17 protein-coding genes and 1 riboswitch are annotated in these 19,169 nt (G+C 71.9%); of the genes, 13 read left to right on the top strand and 4 right to left on the bottom strand.

The genetic code is table 11. From position 1 onward, the window contains the following. Nucleotides 1-120: riboswitch (SAM riboswitch) on the top strand. Nucleotides 121-187: 67 nt separating this feature from the next. Next, entirely contained in the window at nt 188-1,699 is a 1,512-nt protein-coding gene (locus G4Z16_RS25960; protein ID WP_197353063.1) for an aminotransferase class V-fold PLP-dependent enzyme, read from the top strand. A gap of 59 nt (nt 1,700-1,758) precedes the next feature. On the opposite strand, the gene G4Z16_RS25965 is transcribed toward G4Z16_RS25960, so the two are convergent. Further along, nucleotides 1,759-2,040, bottom strand: a complete 282-nt coding sequence (locus tag G4Z16_RS25965; protein ID WP_028435764.1) for an Lrp/AsnC family transcriptional regulator — start codon at nt 2,038-2,040, stop codon at nt 1,759-1,761. Next, complete coding sequence (locus tag G4Z16_RS25970) at nt 2,037-2,747, bottom strand: rhomboid family intramembrane serine protease (protein ID WP_197353064.1); 711 nt, start codon at nt 2,745-2,747, stop codon at nt 2,037-2,039. The genes G4Z16_RS25965 and G4Z16_RS25970 overlap by 4 nt, the downstream gene beginning before the upstream one ends. 158 nt (nt 2,748-2,905) lie before the next feature. Here G4Z16_RS25970 and G4Z16_RS25975 point away from each other — a divergent pair, with 158 nt between their 5' ends. From G4Z16_RS25975 to G4Z16_RS25995, 5 genes are all read left to right on the top strand, one after another. Further along, nucleotides 2,906-3,145 (top strand): hypothetical protein, encoded by a 240-nt coding sequence (locus G4Z16_RS25975; RefSeq protein ID WP_197353065.1) that lies wholly within the window; start codon nt 2,906-2,908, stop codon nt 3,143-3,145. Nucleotides 3,146-3,326: 181 nt separating this feature from the next. Further along, complete coding sequence (locus G4Z16_RS25980) at nt 3,327-4,616, top strand: NYN domain-containing protein (RefSeq protein WP_246531367.1); 1,290 nt, start codon at nt 3,327-3,329, stop codon at nt 4,614-4,616. 610 nt (nt 4,617-5,226) lie between these two features. Beyond that, a complete protein-coding gene (locus G4Z16_RS25985) occupies nt 5,227-6,258 on the top strand; it encodes a C40 family peptidase (protein WP_197353066.1) in 1,032 nt (343 codons plus the stop codon). 339 nt (nt 6,259-6,597) lie between these two features. Next, nucleotides 6,598-7,587: a C40 family peptidase gene (locus tag G4Z16_RS25990; RefSeq protein ID WP_197353067.1), complete on the top strand. Its 990-nt coding sequence runs from the start codon at nt 6,598-6,600 to the stop codon at nt 7,585-7,587. A gap of 34 nt (nt 7,588-7,621) precedes the next feature. Then, nucleotides 7,622-8,884 carry a hypothetical protein gene (locus tag G4Z16_RS25995; RefSeq protein WP_246531073.1) on the top strand — a complete coding sequence of 421 codons (1,263 nt, stop codon included), beginning with the start codon at nt 7,622-7,624 and terminating at the stop codon, nt 8,882-8,884. On the opposite strand, the gene G4Z16_RS26000 is transcribed toward G4Z16_RS25995, so the two are convergent. Then, nucleotides 8,841-10,196 carry a glycosyltransferase family 87 protein gene (locus tag G4Z16_RS26000; protein WP_197353068.1) on the bottom strand — a complete coding sequence of 452 codons (1,356 nt, stop codon included), beginning with the start codon at nt 10,194-10,196 and terminating at the stop codon, nt 8,841-8,843. The genes G4Z16_RS25995 and G4Z16_RS26000 overlap by 44 nt on opposite strands. A 164-nt stretch (nt 10,197-10,360) precedes the next feature. Between G4Z16_RS26000 and G4Z16_RS26005 the strand changes: the two genes are divergently transcribed. Next, on the top strand, nt 10,361-11,530 hold the full coding sequence (locus G4Z16_RS26005) for a glycosyltransferase family 4 protein (RefSeq protein WP_197353069.1): 1,170 nt from the start codon (nt 10,361-10,363) through the stop codon (nt 11,528-11,530). A gap of 83 nt (nt 11,531-11,613) precedes the next feature. On the opposite strand, the gene G4Z16_RS26010 is transcribed toward G4Z16_RS26005, so the two are convergent. Next, the gene (locus G4Z16_RS26010) at nt 11,614-13,425 is read right to left on the bottom strand and encodes an AMP-dependent synthetase/ligase (RefSeq protein ID WP_197353070.1); all 1,812 of its coding nucleotides are present in this window, start codon (nt 13,423-13,425) and stop codon (nt 11,614-11,616) included. Between the two features lie 285 nt (nt 13,426-13,710). Here G4Z16_RS26010 and G4Z16_RS26015 point away from each other — a divergent pair, with 285 nt between their 5' ends. The 6 genes from G4Z16_RS26015 (at nt 13,711) to G4Z16_RS26040 (ending at nt 19,127) form a co-directional block, all read left to right on the top strand. Further along, nucleotides 13,711-14,472, top strand: a complete 762-nt coding sequence (locus tag G4Z16_RS26015; protein ID WP_197353071.1) for a metallophosphoesterase family protein — start codon at nt 13,711-13,713, stop codon at nt 14,470-14,472. 116 nt (nt 14,473-14,588) lie between these two features. After that, entirely contained in the window at nt 14,589-15,065 is a 477-nt protein-coding gene (locus G4Z16_RS26020) for an SRPBCC family protein (protein ID WP_197353072.1), read from the top strand. A 121-nt stretch (nt 15,066-15,186) separates the two neighbouring features. Further along, nucleotides 15,187-16,452, top strand: a complete 1,266-nt coding sequence (locus tag G4Z16_RS26025; protein WP_281393726.1) for an ArsA family ATPase — start codon at nt 15,187-15,189, stop codon at nt 16,450-16,452. Between the two features lie 206 nt (nt 16,453-16,658). Beyond that, nucleotides 16,659-17,258 carry a DUF5304 family protein gene (locus tag G4Z16_RS26030; protein ID WP_197353073.1) on the top strand — a complete coding sequence of 200 codons (600 nt, stop codon included), beginning with the start codon at nt 16,659-16,661 and terminating at the stop codon, nt 17,256-17,258. A gap of 95 nt (nt 17,259-17,353) precedes the next feature. Continuing rightward, the gene (locus tag G4Z16_RS26035) at nt 17,354-18,295 is read left to right on the top strand and encodes an ROK family glucokinase (protein WP_197353074.1); all 942 of its coding nucleotides are present in this window, start codon (nt 17,354-17,356) and stop codon (nt 18,293-18,295) included. 67 nt (nt 18,296-18,362) lie between these two features. Continuing rightward, the gene (locus G4Z16_RS26040) at nt 18,363-19,127 is read left to right on the top strand and encodes an endonuclease/exonuclease/phosphatase family protein (protein ID WP_197353075.1); all 765 of its coding nucleotides are present in this window, start codon (nt 18,363-18,365) and stop codon (nt 19,125-19,127) included. Nucleotides 19,128-19,169 lie beyond the last annotated feature (42 nt).

Genomic DNA, 19,169 nt, shown 5'->3' on the forward strand with positions numbered 1-19,169 from the left:
GGTCACGAGCGACAGCGATCAAGGCCCCGGCCCGCTGTCCGGCAACCCTCCTTCCGTGGTGGGGTGCCCCGGGTGATGACCGGGCCGTACGACAGCAGGGTCGTGCGGCAAGCACGGATCCCTCTTCCCCTGCCTTCGGCGGGGAGGCGTATGCCCAGGGGTCCCCGGCATTCGAGGGAGACTTCGCATGAGCCTGCTCATCGCGTCCGCCACCGACCGTCCCGCGCCGGCCCGCGAGGCCGTTCCGGAGCCCACGTCCGTCACCGCCCCCGCCCCTGCCCCCGCCTCCGCGCCCCTGCCGGTGCTGGGCCTGGATGTGCGCGCGCCGCTCGCGACGGGCGGTGAACTCCCTTACGCCGCACTGGACTACGCCGCGAGCGCGCCCGTGCTGCGCAGCGTGTGGGAGGACGTCGCCGCGTACGCCCCGTACTACGGCAGCGTGCACCGTGGCGCCGGCTACCTCTCCCAGCACTCCACCGCCGTCTTCGAGCGGAGCCGCGCCACCGTGGCGCGCTTCCTCGGCTGCCGCAGCACGGACCAGGTCGTCTTCACCCGCTCCACCACGGATTCGCTCAACCTGCTGGCGTCGGCGCTGCCTGAGGGCACGCGTGTATTCGTCTTCGAGACGGAGCACCACGCGTCGCTCCTCCCGTGGCAGGCGGCCGGTGCGCGGACAGTCCTCCTGGACGCACCGCGCTCGGCCGGACAGGCCGTCGGGACGCTGGAGCGTGCGCTGGCAGCGGCGCCCGAAGGCCCGAAGCTGGTCTGCGTGACGGGTGCGTCCAACGTCACGGGCGAGATCTGGCCCGTACGCCGGCTGGCCGCCGCGGCGCACCGGTACGGAGCCCGGATCGTGCTGGACGCGGCGCAACTCGTACCGCACCGCCCCGTGCACATCGGCGAACTGGACGTCGACTGGGTGGCGTTCTCCGGGCACAAGCTGTACGCGCCGTTCGGGGCCGGGGTGCTGGCGGGCCGTTCCGACTGGCTGGACGCCGCCGAGCCCTACCTGGCCGGCGGCGGGGCCAGCCGCAAGGTCGCGCGGGACGCGGACGGCGGCGTCGAGGTGGAGTGGCAGAACGGACCGGCCCGTCACGAGGCCGGGTCGCCGAATGTGATCGGCGCGTACTCCATTGCCTCCGCCTGCGAGGCGCTCACCGGTGCGGGGTTCCCGGAACTGGCCGCGCGCGAGGGGGAGTTGACCACGAAGCTGCTGGCGGGCCTGTCGGAGCTGCCCGGAGTGAAGGTGCTCTCGCTCTTCGGCGTGGACGACGAGAGCGCGCCGTCCGATGCCAGGGCAGAGGCGGAGCGCAGGGTCGGCGTCGTCTCCTTCGTCATCGAGGGCTGGAGCAGCGCGCACGTCGCCGCCGCCCTCTCCGCCGAGTACGGCATCGGTGTACGCGACGGCCTCTTCTGCGCGCATCCGCTGGTGCGCGCGCTGCTGGGCGCCCGGAGCGAGGACCCCGGCGAGTGCGGTGCGCCCGAGGGACGCTCGCTGAACGCCGTACGGGTGAGCATCGGCGCGGGGACACCGGAGGAGCACGTGGAGAGGTTCGTACGGGCCGTGCGCGAACTCGTACGTGACGGCGCCCGTCTGCGCTACCGCACGGAGGACGGGCGCTGCGTTCCGGAGACCGGCACCCTCCCGGAGACGGGCACCCTCCCGGAGACCGCCGCCCGGGGTGTGCTCAGCGCCTGAGTGCCGTCAGGGCCGTCCGGTGCGGCCCCGGGGCGCGCGCCGCAAGCGGGGCCGCGCCCTCAGGCGTCCAGGCCGATGGCGAAGGCCGACTCCAGGTCGTGCTGCGAGTAGGTGCGGAAGGCGATGTGGGTCTCCGTGGAGAGCACGCCCGGCACCTTGCTGATCCGGCCGGGAATGACGTCCGCCAGGTCGTCGTGCCTGGCCACACGCACCATCGCGATCAGATCGTGAGCACCGGTGACCGAGTAGACCTCGCTGACGCCCTCGAGCGCCGCGATCTGCTCGGCGATCTCGGGGATGCGTTCGGGGCTGGTCTTGAGGAGCACGATCGAGGTGATCACGGTGTGGACTCTCCCTGGGTCGCCGGAGCGGGCGTGCCCACTGTAGCCGTACGGAAACGGCGGAAACGCGCCCATGCGTAGAGGAAGCCGAGGGTGAATCCGACCACATGGGCGAGGTAGGCCACGCCCGGTCCGTCGGTGTCCCCGCGGGCCGCGATCCACTGCAGGGCGAGCCAGAAGACGAGCACCACCCAGGCGGGGAATCGCAGCGGCAGGAAGTAGAGGAACGGGAAGAGGCTGGTGACCCGTGCCCTCGGATGGAGGTAGAGGAACGCCCCCAGCACGCCCGAGACCGCGCCGGACGCCCCGACCAGGGTCTCCCCCGACTGGCTGTGCGCCGCCGCGTAGCAGAGCATGGCGATGTAGCCGACGCTCACATAGCAGACGGCGAAGCGCAGGCGGCCCATGAGCATCTCCACCGGGCCGCCGAAGACATGGAGAAAGAGCAGATTCCCCAGCAGGTGCAGCCAGCTCGCGTGCAGGAAGAGCGCGGTCAGAGGCGTGACGAACGGCCGCAGGGCACCGCTCCACAGAGTGCGAGGGACGACGCCCCAGTGGTTGAAGTACGCGGCTTGCGCCCGGTGCAGGGACGTGCCGCTGCCGTGGCCGGGCAGAAAACCCGAGGCCGGGCCGGTGAGGAAGATCACGGTGCACAGGATGATGAGCGCACAGGTCACGACGGGAATCTTCGGCACGGTGCGGTTCATGATGATTCGGCCACTGGGCAGGCTCCTCGGGACACACGCTGTGCGGCAGGGTCATAGGGTTACGTCAGGCGATGCTGCGCTTTCGTCGGGTTACCGCACGCGCACGTGGTCGCACCGCAGCGAAGCCCGCGAACGCTCGAAGGAATGAGGTCGAATCCATGTCGGTCCCCAAGCCCACGGCCGGAACCCGGTGGCGTTGCACACTCTGCGGCAATCTGACGCGCTTCGACGTGACGCGCTCCAGCAGGGTCGTCGAGTACGTCCACCTGGACCTGGCCGGTGAGCCGCGGGTCGAGGAGCAGGAGGTGCTCAGTGAGAGCATCGAATCCGTGCGCTGCCGGTGGTGCGACGCCGCCGACCAGGTCGAGCTCGTGGACCGGCCGGGCGCCCAGGTCTGAGAAACGGCAGGTGTGAACGGTGGTGGATGGGAGTGCCGACGGCTCGGAGCGCGAGCCGCCGGTGCCGGGTGCCGAGCCTCCACCGGAGACGGACGCAGGTCCCGTCGCCGGTGAGGGCGAAGATGAGCCCAGGCCCGCCGGTCCGCCGCGCTCCGAGGAGGCCGAACCCTTCGACAGGCCGCTGCCCGAGAAGGTCCGCCGCAGGGTGGTGTCCCTCACGGGCGACGCGCTGGGCGGCCTGACCATCGCCGAACTGCCCGCCCCGTTGCGCCAGTACGCACGTTTCACCCCGCAGCGCCGCATCAAATTCGGCGCCAACGCGATGGCGGCGGCACTCGAGAGCGAACCCGCGTTCCGCGAGCGGATCGCCGAGCAGCTGCGCGAGCGCTTCCCCGAGCTCACCGAGGCGCTGACTTCGGGCACGCCCCCGCCCGCCGCCGATCCCGTGGACGTGGCGGCCGTGGCGTACGTGCTGCGTCCTGTGGACTGGCCCAAGCTCGTCGCCGCGGCAGGCGAGGAGGCCCAGCGCGCGCAGGCCGAACGCGCCGGTGAGGAGGCCCAGCGCGAACTGGCCAGGCTCCGCGGCGAACTGGCCGAGGCGCGCACCGCGGCGCGTACGGAGGCCGAACGTGGTCGCGGCGAACTGGAGTCGGTGCGCAAGGAGCTGGAGGTGACCCAGCGGAAGCTGCGCAGCGCCCAGAGCGATGTGAAGCGCGGCGAGGCGGAGGTGCGCAAGACGCGGGCCGAGCTCGAGGAGCTGCGCTCCTCGGCGGCCGCGGAGAAGTCGGCGGCCGAGAGCGAGAGCCGCCGGCTGCGCACCCGGCTCTCGGAAGCGGAGTCCGCGCTGGAGGCCGGACGCCGTGCCGCCCGCGAGGGGCGCAGCGTGCAGGACATGCGGGTGCGGCTGCTGCTGGACAGCGTGCTGGACGCCGCACAGGGCCTCCGTCGCGAGCTGGCGCTTCCTCCCACGACGAGCCGGCCCGCCGACACCGTCGACGCCGTCGAACCCGGGCGCATGACCCCGCGCGACATCGCTGCGCGTGCCCTGTCCGAGACCGATCCGGAACTTCTCGACCAGCTCCTCGCGCTACCGCAGTCGCATCTGGTCGTCGACGGCTACAACGTCACCAAGACCGGCTATCCCACGATGCCCCTGGACAAGCAGAGGCTGAGGCTGCTCGGGGGGCTGGCGGGCCTCGCCGCCCAGTCCGGTGCCGAGGTCACATGCGTCTTCGACGGGGCCGAACTCGCCGCGCCCGTGCTGCTGGCGCCCCCGCGGGGCGTGCGCGTCCTCTTCAGCAAGCCGGGGGAGACCGCCGACGAGCTCATCCGGCGACTCGTGCGGGCGGAGCCTCCGGGACGTGCCGTGGTGGTCGTCTCCTCGGACCGTGAGGTGGCGGACGGCTGCGCGGCGGCCGGAGCCCGCCCGGTCGCCTCGGCCCTCCTTCTGCGCCGTCTCGGACGCACCTAGAACCACCGGGCCCACTTCCCACGCCGTCCGACACGGCAGCCTTGCGCATCCCTGCGGCACACCTCTGAGCCCAGGAGCCGTCGGGCCGAACGGCGGCCTCTTGCCCGGCACATGGTGATCCCGGCCGGGAGCGGGGTCGGGACTGCCGCCGCCGGACGAGGATGTGCCCGGCCGACGTATGTGCCCAACTGGCGCCGCGAAGGGACGACCTGCACGAACCCGGCGTCGTGGTCCACCGAGGGACGGTTCCGGCTTCACGTTCCTCACGCCGCCGTCACAGCGGCGTCCAACGACGGGCATGCGCAGGGCACGTCGCCGGCGGCAGGCTCCAATCGGGGCCTCTCGGGCCCGCGTTCGCACCGCTGCGTGACCCCGTCATCGCTCCCTGTGCGATGTGAGTAAAGAATCTGCTCCTGTGACGGGTTTTTTCTGAGAGTGATTTGATCCGACGATTACCCGTGGCTAATGTCTGGCCCCGAACCTCCGCACGTTTGGCCGTCCATCCGGGGCGGCGGCGGAGGACCGCCTCGTTCCGCGGAGCCTCGCCCATGGCGAAGTGGAGCCGGAGTGTCAGTCCGGCAGGCGGCTGAGGAAGAAGGAGCTCGCCCCAGTGGCGTCCCACCGTCGACCCAAGCAGCCCAGCCGTACCCGCCGCGTCACCGTGCTCACGGCAACCGCCGCCGCGGCAGTGGCCCTCACCACGCAGGGCGCGCAAGCCGAACCCAAGGCCTCCAAGAAGGAGGTCAAGGAGAAGGTCGACAAGCTCTACGAAGAGGCCGAAGGCGCGACGGAGAAGTACAACGGCGCCAAGGAGAAGCAGAACAAGCTGGAGAAGGAGGTCGCGAACCTCCAGGACAGCGTGGCGCGTGGGCAGGACGACCTCAACGACATGCGCAACGGCCTCGGTTCGATGGCCACGGCGCAGTACCGCACCGGCGGTGTGGACCCGTCCGTGCAGCTCTTCCTCTCCTCGGACCCGGACAGCTACCTCGACAAGGCCTCCACGCTCGACCAGTTGAGCAGCAAGCAGGCCGAGGCGCTGAAGAAGATCCAGACGAAGCAGCGCAACCTGGCGCAGCAGCGCCAGGAGGCCGCGGACAAGCTCAAGGACCTGGCCGACACCCGCAAGGAGCTCGGCGAGAAGAAGAAGGGCATCCAGGCGAAGCTCTCCAAGGCTCGCGGTCTCCTCAACAAGCTGACCGCGGGCGACCGCGCGCGTCTCGCCGCGGAGCAGGCGAGAGCCGACCGCGCCTCCGCCTCGCGCGTGGATCTCGGCAGCGACGCCTCCGCCTCGCAGCGGGCCGCGGCCGCGCTCTCCGCCGCCAAGAGCAAGATAGGTTCGCCGTACGTGTGGGGGGCGACCGGTCCCAGCTCCTTCGACTGCTCCGGCCTCACCTCCTGGGCGTACAAGCAGGCCGGCGTCTCGCTGCCGCGCACCTCCCAGGCCCAGGCCGGCGCCGGAACCCAGATCGGCCGCGGCGCACTCGCCCCCGGCGACCTGGTCATCTTCTACGGCGACCAGCACCACATCGGCTTCTACGCGGGCAACGGGCAGATCCTGCACGCCCCCAAGCCGGGTGCCGGTGTGCGCTACGAGTCGATCAACAACATGCCGTTCCAGTTCGGCGTGCGGATCGGCTGAGCTCCCGCTTCCTGACCACTGCTTCCGGAGTCGTGCGGACTCCGCAGCACCATGGGCCACTCCGGCAACACGCGCGTCATCTCGCCTACAGGACACAGTCGTTCGTCCGGGTGAAAGCGAACACGCCGGAATGACCCCTGACCCCGCCGTTGACCTGCGTCGATCGGCGGGGTCCGCGCAAATGTCCGGGCTGTCGCGCCGCGCGCGGTGCGTGGAACCTTCCTGGCGGTACGGCTAGATTCGCCGCGCCGTAACGGAAGGAGCACGTCCCCAGTGGTCTCGCACCGGAGTCATCGAAAACCCGCCCAGCGTGGCCGAAGTTGGCCCAGCCGTCTCGTCGTGCTGACAGCGGTGGCGGGTGCCGCTGCCGCCCTGTCGCCGGCCGCCCCCGCGGGCGCCCGTCCGGCCGACCCGGGAACCGCGGAGGACCGCGCGGTCGGCGCCCGCATCGACAAGCTCTACGAGCAGGCCGAGGCAGCCACCGAGAGGTACAACGCCGCCTCCGAGCGCTCCCGCGAACTGGAGCACCAGGTCGAGTACGCCCAGGAGAGCGCCGCCAGGAAGCAGGAGCGGGTCAACCGGCTCCGCTCCGCGCTGGCTTCGTTCGCCGGCGCGCAGTACCGCTCCGGCGGCATCGACCCGTCCATCGCCCTGATGCTCACCGAGGACCCCGACGGCTATCTGGACAAGGCCGCCACCCTCGACCGCATCGGCAGCCGCCAGCACGAGAAGCTGCTGCGGTTCAAGAGCGCCCAGCGCTCCCTGAAGCAGCAAAGTGCCGAGGCGGGCACGAAACTGGGCCTGCTGGAGCGGGAACGGGCGGAGAGGAAGCGGCAGAAGCAGGCCGTGCTGAAGAAGCTCGACGCCGCGCGCAAGCTGATGCACGTACTCTCCGCGGCCGAGAGGGCCGAGCGGGAGCGTGCCTCGCGCGCCGGTGGGCGCGGCGGGTCCGCCGTACCGGGCAGCGGCGCGAAGGCGTCCTCGCAGCGCGCGGAAGCGGCGCTGGCGGCCGCACGCTCCGCTGTGGGCAAGCCGTATGTATGGGGAGCCGCGGGGCCCGGCTCCTTCGACTGCTCGGGGCTCACGCAGTGGGCCTACGGGAAGGCCGGGGTGTCCCTTCCCCGTACCTCGCAGGCGCAGCGCTCGGCCGGCCGTCAGGTGCCGATGAGTCAGGCGCGCCCCGGCGATCTCGTCGTCTACCGTGACGACGCCAGCCACGTGGGCATGTACGCCGGCAACGGCCAGGTGGTGCACGCCCCGCACCCGGGAGCGCCCGTGCGCTACGACCCGGTGGACATGATGCCGGTCTCCTCAGTGACCCGTCCTTGAGTGCTCGTTCGGGCACGCCCGTACGATCGTTCGCGTGGTTGGACCTTGGAAGTGGTGTGAGGCGAGGAGAGTCGCGGGCAGCCGCGCGCTGAGTGCGGCCCTGGCGGGCGTGGTGCTGGCGGGGGTGAGCGGCTGCGGCGCGGGCGCGGAGCCGAGCCGTGAGAGCCGTGAACGCGCCGCTGTGCAGCGCGTGCTGGAGCGGCAGGCCGATGCCGTGCGCGACGGCAAGGAGAGCCAGTATCTGGCGGCCGTCGACCCGCGGGCGGAAAGCTACCGCGAGGAGCAGCGGCAGGTGTTCGGGAATCTCCGTCGCCTGCCGCTGACTCAGTGGTCCTACCGGGTCGGGGACGTGCGCCCCGCCGCAGCGGGCGACGGGGGCGGCGTCCAGGCCGATGTGCGTCTGCGTTACAAGCTGCGCGACGACGACCACGCTCCCGTCTCCGTCACCGAGCGGCTCGCCTTCACCGAGCGCGGCGGCAAGTGGTACGTCAGCGACGAACTCCCCGGCAGCGACCGGCAGCTGTGGGAACAGGGCGAGATCACCGTGGTGCGCGGGAAGAAGAGCCTGGTGCTGGGCGCGGACCGCAGCCGCGAGGAGCTCGACGACCTCGCACGCAAGGCGGACACGGCGGTCGCCCAGGTCGACGAGGAGTGGCCGCGCAGCTGGCCGCACCGGGTCGTGGTCGAATCCCCGTCCTCGCTGCGGGACATGGCTAGGCTGCTGGACGCCCCCTCCACCTCGTACGAGGGCATCGCAGCCGTCACCACGGGCGAGGCAGGGGAGCACACGAACGCGTCCGCGGACCGGATCGTGGTCAACCCCGAGGCGTACGGGGATCTGAGCGGCGAGGGGCAGCAAGTCGTCCTCACCCACGAGACGGTTCACGTCGCCAGCCGCACCCACACGAGCGGGGCGACGCCGCTGTGGCTGTCGGAGGGGCTGGCCGACTGGATCGGCTACGGTGCCACCGACCGCACGCCCAAGGAGGCCGCCGCGGAGCTCGTACGGGCCGCCGACGCGGGGAAGCTGCCCCGCGAACTCCCCACGGACCGCGACTTCCGGTTCGGCAGGGACCCGGAAGAACTGGGACGTGCCTACGAGAGCGGCTGGCTCGCGTGCCGCCTCATCGCGGACGAGTGGGGCAAGGACAAGCTGCTGGGTCTCTATCTGCGGCTCGGCTCGGCCCAGAAGAGCCAGGACGCGGCCGTCGACGAGGCCATGGAGAGCGAGTTGGGGCTCAGCCCTCAGGAATTCACGGAGAGGTGGCGCTCGTACGTCCGGAAGGAGGTGTCGTGACGTCCTCGGACGTCCCGTCACCCGTCGGCCTCGTCGAGCGCCACAGCCGCAGGCACGCCAGCAGCGACGCGGCCACGAGAAGGCCGTTCCGCACGGTCATCAGCACGAGCCCCTGCCAGTCACTGGCGACGACATGGGCGAAGCCGAGCGGGAACTCCAGCAGCGTCACCGCCGTCGCTCCCAGCACGAGCACCGAGGGCAGCGCCTGACAGCTGGCACGCAGCGTGAGGCAGACGGCCGCCAGACCCACCAGCCAGATCATGTACTGCGGGCTGATGACGCGGCTGGTCGTGACGAAGAGGAGCACCGCGGTGAGCGCGGTGTCCGCCGGGGTCGAGGCCGTCCACTCAACTGCGCGCAGCCGCCACGTCAGCAGCCATGCGAAGGCGATGAGCGTCAGCACCAGCGCGGCGTCGCTGACGATATGGACGTACGGGCCGACGAACTCCATCGAGCCGTAGTTGAGCAGTACCTGGCCCTCCCAGTCGAACTGACGTGCCACGTGGAAGACCAGGGCGCCCAGCGACTCCACCTCGGTGCCCCTGCTCTGCTGGAACTCCAGGAACGCGAACGCCCCCGGCATCGTCGCGGCGAAGAGGCCCATGACGACAACTCCCGTGAGCAGCGCGGCCGTCCACGCGATGCGCGTCACCCGGCCACGGGGCGTGCCGAGGAGGAGCAGCCCGGGCCAGATCTTCACCAGGGCGCCGAACGCGGCCAGCACACCGGCCGCACGCGGATGCCGGACCCCGGCGAGGAGCGCACCGACGGCAAGGGCGGTGACCATCAGGTCGTAGCGGGCGTACGCGGTGGGGCCCAGCAGCGCCACGCCCGCGACCCAGCACCACACGCCCGCGCGGCGTCTGCCCGGCCGTCTCGAGGTACGCAGCAGCAGACCGAGGACGACGGCGTCGACGGCGCACGCCAGCAGGTAGAAGGCCGAGGCGTAGTCGAGGAATGGCAGCAGTGCCGGGGAGAGAATCGCCACGGCCGCCGCCGGCGGGTACTGCCACGTGACGTCGTTCCACGGGAACACGCCGGACTTCAGGACCCCGTACCAGCCTTGGTAGATGACGTTCACGTCGTTGGTGAAGTCCGGGCCGGGCAGCGTGACGACCTTGAAGGCGCACAGCAGCAGCGCGGCACGGGTGACGGCCCACACGGCGAGGGGCGCGGCGGCCCGGAGGAGGGAACGGGAGCCGGAGCCGCGGCGCCTGTGGCTGCCGTGCCTCCCGCTTCCCTTGTCGCTCTCGTCCCGCGGCGCTCCGGCCTCTGCCTCGCGAGGTGCCGGCGCCGCTGTGCTGTCCGTCATACCCACCTTGCCGTCTCCTGCGTGCCGGGTCCCGCCCGGCTCCCCGTTGGATGTCCCCCCGCTCGCTCGGTCGCCCGCGACATCATGCCCGTTGGCGTCGAACAGCGTGATGACGGGCCGGTGACAGGGCGGTGCCGGTCACCCGGACGGTACTGTCGGCCGCGATGCACAAGACCTTGATCGTCACCAATGACTTCCCGCCGCGGCCCGGGGGCATCCAGGCGTTCCTGCACAGCATGGCGCTGCGTCTGGAGCCTTCCCGCGTCGTCGTCTATGCCTCCACCTTCAAACACACCCGTGAGGGCATGGAGGAGACCGCCAGGTTCGACGCGCAACAGCCCTTCACCGTCGTACGCGACCGCAGCACGATGCTGCTGCCCACGCCCCGCGTGAGGCGGCGCGCGGTGGAGCTGCTGCGCGAACACGGCTGCGAATCGGTCTGGTTCGGCGCAGCGGCACCCCTGGGTCTGATGGCACCGGCACTGCGGCGTGCGGGGGCGCGGCGGCTGGTGGCGACGACGCACGGGCACGAGGCCGCGTGGGCCCAACTGCCCGTGTCCCGGCAGCTGTTGCGCCGGATCGGCGAGGGCACGGACACCCTCACCCATCTCGGCGAGTACACGAGGTCGAGGATCGCGCGTGCCCTCACCCCTCAGGCGGCCGCCCGGATGGTGCAACTGCCGCCCGGAGTCGACGAGAAGACCTTCCACCCCGGCTCCGGCGGCGACACGGTGCGCGAGCGGCTCGGCCTGAGCGGCCGTCCGGTGGTGGTGTGCGTCTCGCGGCTGGTGCCTCGCAAGGGCCAGGACACGCTGATCCGGGCCATGCCGCGGATCCTCGCCGCACATCCGGACGCCGTACTGCTGGTGGTCGGCGGCGGCCCCTACCGTCGTGAATTGGAGAAGCTGGTGGCGGCCACAGGTGTGGAGCGCTCCGTGCGCTTCACCGGTGCCGTCCCGTGGGAGGAGCTTCCCGCGCACTACGGCGCAGGGGACGTCTTCGCGATGCCGTGCCGTACCCGCCGGGGCGGCCTGGACGTGGAAGGCCTCGGCATCGTCTATCTGGAGGCCTCGGCCACCGGACTGCCGGTCGTCGCGGGCGACTCGGGCGGTGCGCCGGACGCCGTCCTCGAGGGGAAGACCGGCTGGGTCGTCTCCGGGGGCACCAACGGGCCGCGAGGCCCAGGGGGAGCGTCCGAGGAGACGGCAGAACGCGTCATCGCCCTGCTGGACGACCCGGACCTGCGCGCGCGCATGGGGGAGAAGGGCAGGGAGTGGGTCCTCGAACGCTGGCGCTGGGACCTGCTCGCGGAACGGCTCAAGAAGCTGCTGTAACGCCTGCTGCGAGGCCGCGGGCCTGGGTCGACGCCCGGGCCCGCGCCGACGCCCCTGCCGGGCCGCGGCTCGCCCCCGGGCACTCAGACGTACAGCGAGTCGATTTCGTGGGCGAAGTCCTTCGCCACCACGCCCCGCTTGAGTTTCAGCGAGGGAGTGATGTGCCCCGACTCCTCCGTGAACTGGGTGTCCAGCACATGGAACTTGCGCACGGACTCGGCACGCGAGACCAGGGCGTTGCCGCCGTCCACGGCTCGCTGGAGCTCGGCCAGCAGCTCCTCGTCGCGGAGCAACTGCTCGTGCGAGAGCCCGGACTTGCCCCGCTCCTCGGCCCACCGCGGAAGGAACTCCTCGTCGACGGTGAGGAGCGCGCCGACGAAGGGCCGCCCGTCACCGACGACCATGCACTCGGCGACGAGCGCGTGCCCGCGGATGCCGTCCTCGATGACCGACGGGGCGATGTTCTTGCCGCCCGCGGTCACCAGGATCTCCTTCTTCCGCCCGGTGATGGCGAGATAGCCGTCCGCGTCGAGGGTGCCCAGGTCGCCGGTGTGGAACCAGCCGTCGGACAGGGCCTCCTGGGTGGACTGTTCGTTGTTCCAGTAGCCAGCGAAGAGGTGCTCGCCGTGCAGCATCACCTCTCCGTCGTCCGCGATGCGTACGACGGAGCCCGGCAGCGGCTGGCCGACCGTGCCGATCTTCTGGCGGTCGTACGGGTTGAAGGCCGTCGCGGCGCAGGACTCCGTGAGGCCGTAGCCCTCCAGCACGGTGAAGCCGATGCCACGGTAGAAGTGCCCCAGCCGCTCGCCCAGGGGCGCGCCGCCGGAGATCGCGTGAGTGGCCAGCCCGCCGAGCACCGCGCGCAGCTTGCTGTAGACGAGGATGTCGAACAGCTTGTGCCGCAGCTTCAGTTGCAGCGAGGGGCCCGAAGGGTCGTCGAGGGCGCGGCTGTAGTCCATCGCCGTCTCGGCGGCCTTGTCGAAGATCTTGCCCTTGCCGCTTGCCTGGGCCTGCGCCCGCGCGGAGTTGAAGACCTTCTCGAAGACACGGGGCACGCCGAGGACCATCGTCGGCCGGAACGCGGCCAGTTCGTCCGTCAGCGTCTTCACGTCGGAGACATGGCCGAGCTTGATCGGCGCCATGACGGCCGCCACCTGCACGAGGCGTCCGAAGACATGCGCGACGGGGAGGAAGAGCAGGACCGACGACTCGCCCGTACGGAACATGGGCCGCAGTCGCTCCACGACGTTGCCGCACTCGGCGAAGAAGCTGCGGTGGGTGAGCACGCAGCCCTTCGGGCGGCCCGTGGTGCCGGAGGTGTAGACGATCGTGGCGGGGGAGTCGGCGTTCGCGCTGGAGGAGCGGGCCTCGACGGTCGCGTCGTCCACGTCCGCGCCGGCCGCGGTGAGTTGCTCGACCGCACCCGAACCGGCGGCGGCCGGCTGCGGCTCGATCTGCCACACATGGTTCAGGGCGGGGAGCCGGTCCCGTACGGAGTCGACCGCGCGTGTGTGGTCGACGGTCTCGACGAGACACGCGACGGAGCCCGAGTCGCCGAGGATCCAGGCGATCTGCTCCGGTGAACTCGTCTCGTACACGGGGACGGTGACGGCGCCGGCGCTCCAGATCGCGAAGTCGAGCAGCGTCCACTCGTAGCGCGTGCGGGACATGAGGGCCACGCGGTCACCCGGCTGGATACCGGAGGCGATCAAACCCTTCGCGGCAGCCCGCACTTCGGTCAGGAAGTCGGCGGCGGTGACGTCGGCCCACTCGCCTCCCTCCTTGCGTGCGACGACGGCGACATCCGGATGCTGGGCCGCGTTGCGGCGGATGAGATCCGTCAGATTGCCGTCGGCCGGCACCTCGTAAAGGGCCGGAAGGCTGAACTCGCGCAAGACTGCTGCTCCTCGTCGCGACGGAGGACGGCGGCCGTGGGGGGCGGCCTCCGAGGGCTCGGATCCGGAGTCGTGGGAAGACCCTGGATGCATGACGGCCTGGACGTTACCCATCAGTAGGGTGGGTGGGGTAGGGGGTGAACCTGAGATGTCTGATGGGTCACACGCCCCGGGTGCGTCGGCGAAAGCGTAATCCACGTACGCGGTGAGAGGGAAGTAACCGCAGGTGGGAAGGGGCTGGGGCAGGGGTGCCGCGGGAGGGTGTCCCCGCTCTAGGGTGTGGTCATGCGACTCCACGTGGTCAGCGACGTGCACGGGAACAGCCGCGACCTCGCGACGGCCGGCGACGGCGCCGACGCGCTCGTCTGCCTGGGAGACCTCATCCTCTTCCTCGACTACGCCGACCATTCCCGCGGCATCTTCCCGGAGCTGTTCGGGGTCGAAAACGCGCATCACATCGTGGAGTTGCGCACCGCACGCCGCTTCGCCGAGGCACGCGAGTTCTCCGCGAAGCTCTGGGCGGGAGTCGACAGGGCAGAGGCGACCGAGCGAGCCGTACGCAAGCAGTACGCGGAACTGTTCGCCGCACTGCCCGCACCGACGTACGCGACGTACGGCAACGTCGACGTGCCGCCCCTGTGGCCCGAGTACGCGGGAGAGGGCGTCACCGTGCTGGACGGTGAGACGGCCGACATCGGCGGTCTGCGCTTCGGCTTCGTGGGCGGCGGGCTCCGCACGCCCATGCGCACCCCGTACGAGATCGACGACGACGCCTACGCGGCGAAGGTCGAGGCGCTCGGCGAGGTCGACGTGCTGTGCTCCCACATCCCGCCCGACGTACCGGAGTTGTGCTACGACACCGTCGCCCGTCGCTTCGAGCGCGGAAGCGAGGCGCTGCTGCGGGCGGTCCGCACCGTACGGCCGCGCTTCCACCTCTTCGGGCACGTGCACCAGCCGCTGGTGCAGAGGATGCGGATCGGGGCGACGGAGTGCGTGAACGTGGGGCACTTCAACGCCACCGGCACGCCCTGGGTGCTGGAGTGGTGAGGCGGCCCGCGGCCCCGCCTCCCGAGGAGAAGGCCGGTAGGCCACGTACCGGACACGCGGGGTAGCCTGCCAGGGGCAATCGGGGGCCGCGCGCAGCATATGGAGGAGCCACGGCGATGGCGGAACACACGAGCTCGAACATCACGATCGACGCAACGCCCGCAGCCGTGATGGGAGTGATCGCCGATTTCGCCCGGTACCCGGAGTGGACGGGCGAGGTGAAGGAGGCCGAGGTCCTCTCCCAGGACGCGCAGGGCCGCGCCGAGCAGGTGCGGCTGCTCCTGGACGCCGGCGCCATCAAGGACGAACACACCCTGGCCTACGAGTGGATCGGCGAGAACGAGGTCCGCTGGTCGCTGGTGAAGTCCCAGATGCTGCGCGAACTGGACGGCGTCTACCGTCTGACCCCTGTAGGGGGCGGTGAACGCACCGAGGTCACCTACCAGTTGACCGTCGACGTCAAGATCCCGATGCTCGGGATGATCAAGCGCAAGGCCGAGAAGGTCATCATCGACCGCGCGCTGTCCGGTCTGAAGAAGCGGGTCGAGTCGGGCGGTGGCGCCGGCAAGGGCGCGGAATCCGGCAAAGGCTGACGCGCGGGTGCCCAAGCCCGAGGATGGGGGTCCCACGCACGACGCAGTCTGTGGGGGAGGCCGGCACGTACCGGGACAGCGGACCGCTCCGGAGGACCGGGACGTACCCGGGGAACGGCAGGTGCCGGAGGCCCGCGGCGCCGCCGGGCCGGGAGCGCGGACGCTGCTGGTCACCGGGGCGGGCGGAGCCGGGCGTACGACCGTGGCTGCCGCGATGGCCGTCGCCGTGGCCCGCGGCGGCCGGCGGACACTGCTGCTGAGCGGCGAGACGTCGGCGACGCTGGAGGCCGTGCTCGGCGTGACGGGCGGCCCCATCGGCCCGCTTGGCGCCGCCGGCGCGGCCGTGCCCGGCACGGACGGGCTGCTGTACGCCGCCCGCACCGACTCCGCGGAGCTCTTCCGCGACGCCGCCGTCGCACTGCAGGAGCGCGGCCGCAAGCTCCTGGACCTGCTGGGTTCGGATCCGCTGGACGAGGACGAGGTCACCGAACTCCCCGGCGCCGGTGCCTTCGCGGTGCTGAGCGCCGTGCGGGCCGCGCACGCCGCGGGGGAGTGGGACACCCTCGTCGTCGACCTGCCGCACACGCCTGCCGCGCTGCGCGTGCTCGCGCTGCCCGCCCAGCTCCGCCGCTATCTGCGCCGGCTCCTGCCCGCCGAGCGCCAGGCCGCGCGGGCATTGCGTCCGGCGCTCGCACAGCTCGCCGGCGTACCGATGCCGACCGAGGCGCTCTACGCCACGGCGGCCCGCTGGGACGCCGAACTCGCCGACGTACAGGGCCTGCTGGAGTCTCCCGGCACCACCGCGTGCCTCGTCGCGGAACCCGGGCCCCTGGCGGCCGGGACGCTCCGCCTCGGCCGTGCCGGACTGGGCCTGTACGGGCTGCCGTTGCAGGCGGTCGTCGCCAACAGGGTTGTGCCGTCCGGCAGTTCGGAGCCCTGGACCGCCTCGCTCTCCGGGCAGCAGCAGACGGTGCTCAAGGCGTGGCGCGAGGAGTACGAGCGGGCTGGCGTGGCACTGCGCGAACTGCCCCATCTGGGGCGGGAACCGCGCGGCGCCGACGACCTGCTGCGCCTCGGCGCGGAGACCGCCGCGACGGGTGTGCCCGCCCCGGATGCCGCCGGGACGGACGGTGCCGTCGAGGACCGCCTGGCCCAGGACGGCATTCTCGTGTGGAGGCTGGCCCTGCCCTCGGTCCGCAAGGACGAGCTGGAACTCGTGCGGCGGGGGGACGAGCTGATCCTCGGCGTCGGGCCCTACCGGCGGGTGCTCCCGCTTCCCTCCGCGCTGCGCAGGTGCCGGGTCGTGGGCGCCTCCCTGGACGGGGGCGAGCTGCGGGTGCGCTGCGCACCCGACCCGGCGCTGTGGCCGGAGGGCACGGTCCGCTGAGACCGCGTCCGCCCCTGTCGATCCCCGGTATCCGTCCGAGCTGATGCCCGCCGGCCTCGGGTGGAGCGCGCATCACCCGGCGACCGCCCCGGCAGTTCGCCGCTCGCGGCCCCTCCCGCCCGCTCCTGGCCGTCTCCGCTTCCCGGCTGTTCGGGTAACGTCGGACACGTCCCGTCCGTCCTCCCTTTCGCCGTAGGAGCGCCGCCATGAGCGATGCCGCCGAGCCCGAGAAGCCGGACACCGCGGACGCCGACGCCTGGGCCACCGCCTGCGAGGAAGACCTCGCCGCGGAGAAGGCCCGCCGGCGTGCCGAGTACGGGCAGACCCACGGCAGCGCCGCCGACGAGCTGAGGCGCCTCGCGGACGCCGTGTCCGAGAAGGTGGCCGAGCTGGGCAGGCCCTTCGGCGGCACGGTGGCCTCCGCCGCCGCCCAGGGCGTTGCGCAGCAGCTGATCGCACAGGCGAAGGCCGCGATCGAGCCCGTCGTCGAGCGCAATCCCCAGGTCTTCGACCACCTTGCCGCGGCCGGAGGAGAGCTGCTCGCCGCCTACCGGGCCGCCGTACAGGAAGCAGAGGGCCGCTGGACGTCCGGAGCCCCGGGTGCGCCCGGCACCGATGACCTCGCCGGCCGGCCCGGGAGCATCACCCCCGGAACCTCGCGCCCGTCCGGCCCGCCGGCAGGTGTCGAGCGGATCGACCTGGACAAGGATCCGAGGGAGACGGGGGAGGCCCGCAAGCCCGGCCCGTCGGAGGACGACGGACCGGACGGCCCCGGCGCGGGAAACGGCGGGCAGAGCACGCCCTGAGGCGCCAAGCCCCGTGCCAACGCGCACGATCGGGCCGCACAGCCCCTCCGGTACGGTGTTCCGCAGCGGGGTAGGACCGGAAGACCGAGGGACACATGGGACTCACTATCGGCGTCGACATCGGCGGCACCAAGATCGCGGCCGGCGTGGTCGATGAGCACGGAACCATTCTGGAGACCAGCACCGTGCCCACCCCGCCCACTGCGGACGGCGTGATCGACGCCATCGCGGACGCGGTGCGGGACGCCAGCGCCGAGCACGAGGTGGACGCCGTCGGCATCGGTGCCCCCGGCTACGTCGACGACAAGCGGGCCACCGTTCTCTTCACCCCGAATCTGACCTGGCGGCACGAGGCGCTCAAGGACAAGGTCGAGCAGCGCATCGACCTTCCCGTCGTGATCGAGAACGACGCCAACGCCGCCGCCTGGGGCGAGTACAAGTTCGGCGTCGGCACCGGCCACGAGGACGTCGTCTGCATCACCATCGGCACGGGCCTCGGCGGCGGCGTGATCATCGGCGGCAGGCTGCACCGCGGCCGCTTCGGTGTCGCCGCCGAGTTCGGGCACATCCGGATGGTGCCGGACGGGCTGCTGTGCGGCTGCGGCAACCAGGGCTGCTGGGAGCAGTACGCGTCGGGCAGCGCGCTCGTGCGATACGCGCGGCAGCGCGCGACGGCCACGCCGGAGAACGCCACGATCCTGCTCGGGCTCGGCGACGGAACCCCGGAGGGCGTCGAGGGCAAGCACATCAGCGAGGCCGCACGCCTCGGCTGCCCCGTCGCCGTCGACTCCTTCCGCGAGCTGGCGCGCTGGGCGGGTGCGGGGCTGGCCGACCTGGCCTCGCTCTTCGACCCGGGGGCGTTCATCGTCGGCGGCGGCGTCTCGGACGAGGGCGATCTGGTGCTCGACCCCATCCGCAAGTCGTACCGGCGCTGGCTCGTCGGCAGCCGCTGGCGCCCGCACGCCGAGGTGCTCGCCGCCCAACTCGGCGGCAAGGCGGGCATGGTGGGCGTCGCGGACCTCGCCCGGCAGGGCTGACCGCCGACGCTGGGCCCGGGGGCGGACGAAGCGGAACGACCGACGAATGTGAGTGTGAGCCGCGCCGATGACGCTCGCGGATCTGCCCGCAGGACGTACCGAGCCGGACGGTTCGGCGATCGTCCGCCTGCTCAGCTACAACATCCGCTCCATGCGGGACGACCGGAGAGCGCTCGCCCGGGTCATCCGGGCGTGCGCCCCCGACGTCGTGTGCGTGCAGGAGGCCCCGCGCTTCTTCCGCTGGCGCAAGCACGCCGCGTGGCTGGCCCGTGAGTGCGGCCTGGTCTATGTGACGGGCGGAGCGACGGCCACGGGGCCGATGATCCTCGCGACGCTGCGGGCCACGGTCCTGCGCAGCGAGGACGTGCTGCTCCCGCTCACGCCCGGCCTGCACAGGCGGGGCTTCGCCACGGCGGTACTGGAGTTCGGCCCGGCCGCGGAGCTGGGCGTGCTCAGCTGCCATCTGAGCCTGCAGACCGATGAACGGCAGGCACAGGGGCGCATGCTCCTCGACCGCCTCGCGGCCATGGGCGCGGCTCACTCGGTGGCCGCGGGGGACCTCAACGAACGTCCCAGGGGCCGCACGTTCCGGCAGCTCGCCGCGCGGCTGCAGGACGGCTGGGCCGTGGCGCCGTGGGGCGGCGAGTACACCTCCACGCCGCAGCGTCCGCACCAGCGCATCGACGCCGTCCTGGCCTCCGATGGGGTGGAGGTGCTCGGCTGCGGCGTGCCGCACGGACTGGAGGGCGTCTCACCGGCGGATCTGCGTGCGGCCACGGACCATCTGCCGGTGCTGGCGGCGCTGCGCGTGCCTCCCCGTCCTGCTTCCTGAGGGAGAGCCGCCCGGCGAGTGACCGTCGCGGGAGGGCCGTGA

Source organism: Streptomyces bathyalis (assembly GCF_015910445.1).
Lineage (GTDB): Bacteria > Actinomycetota > Actinomycetes > Streptomycetales > Streptomycetaceae > Streptomyces > Streptomyces bathyalis.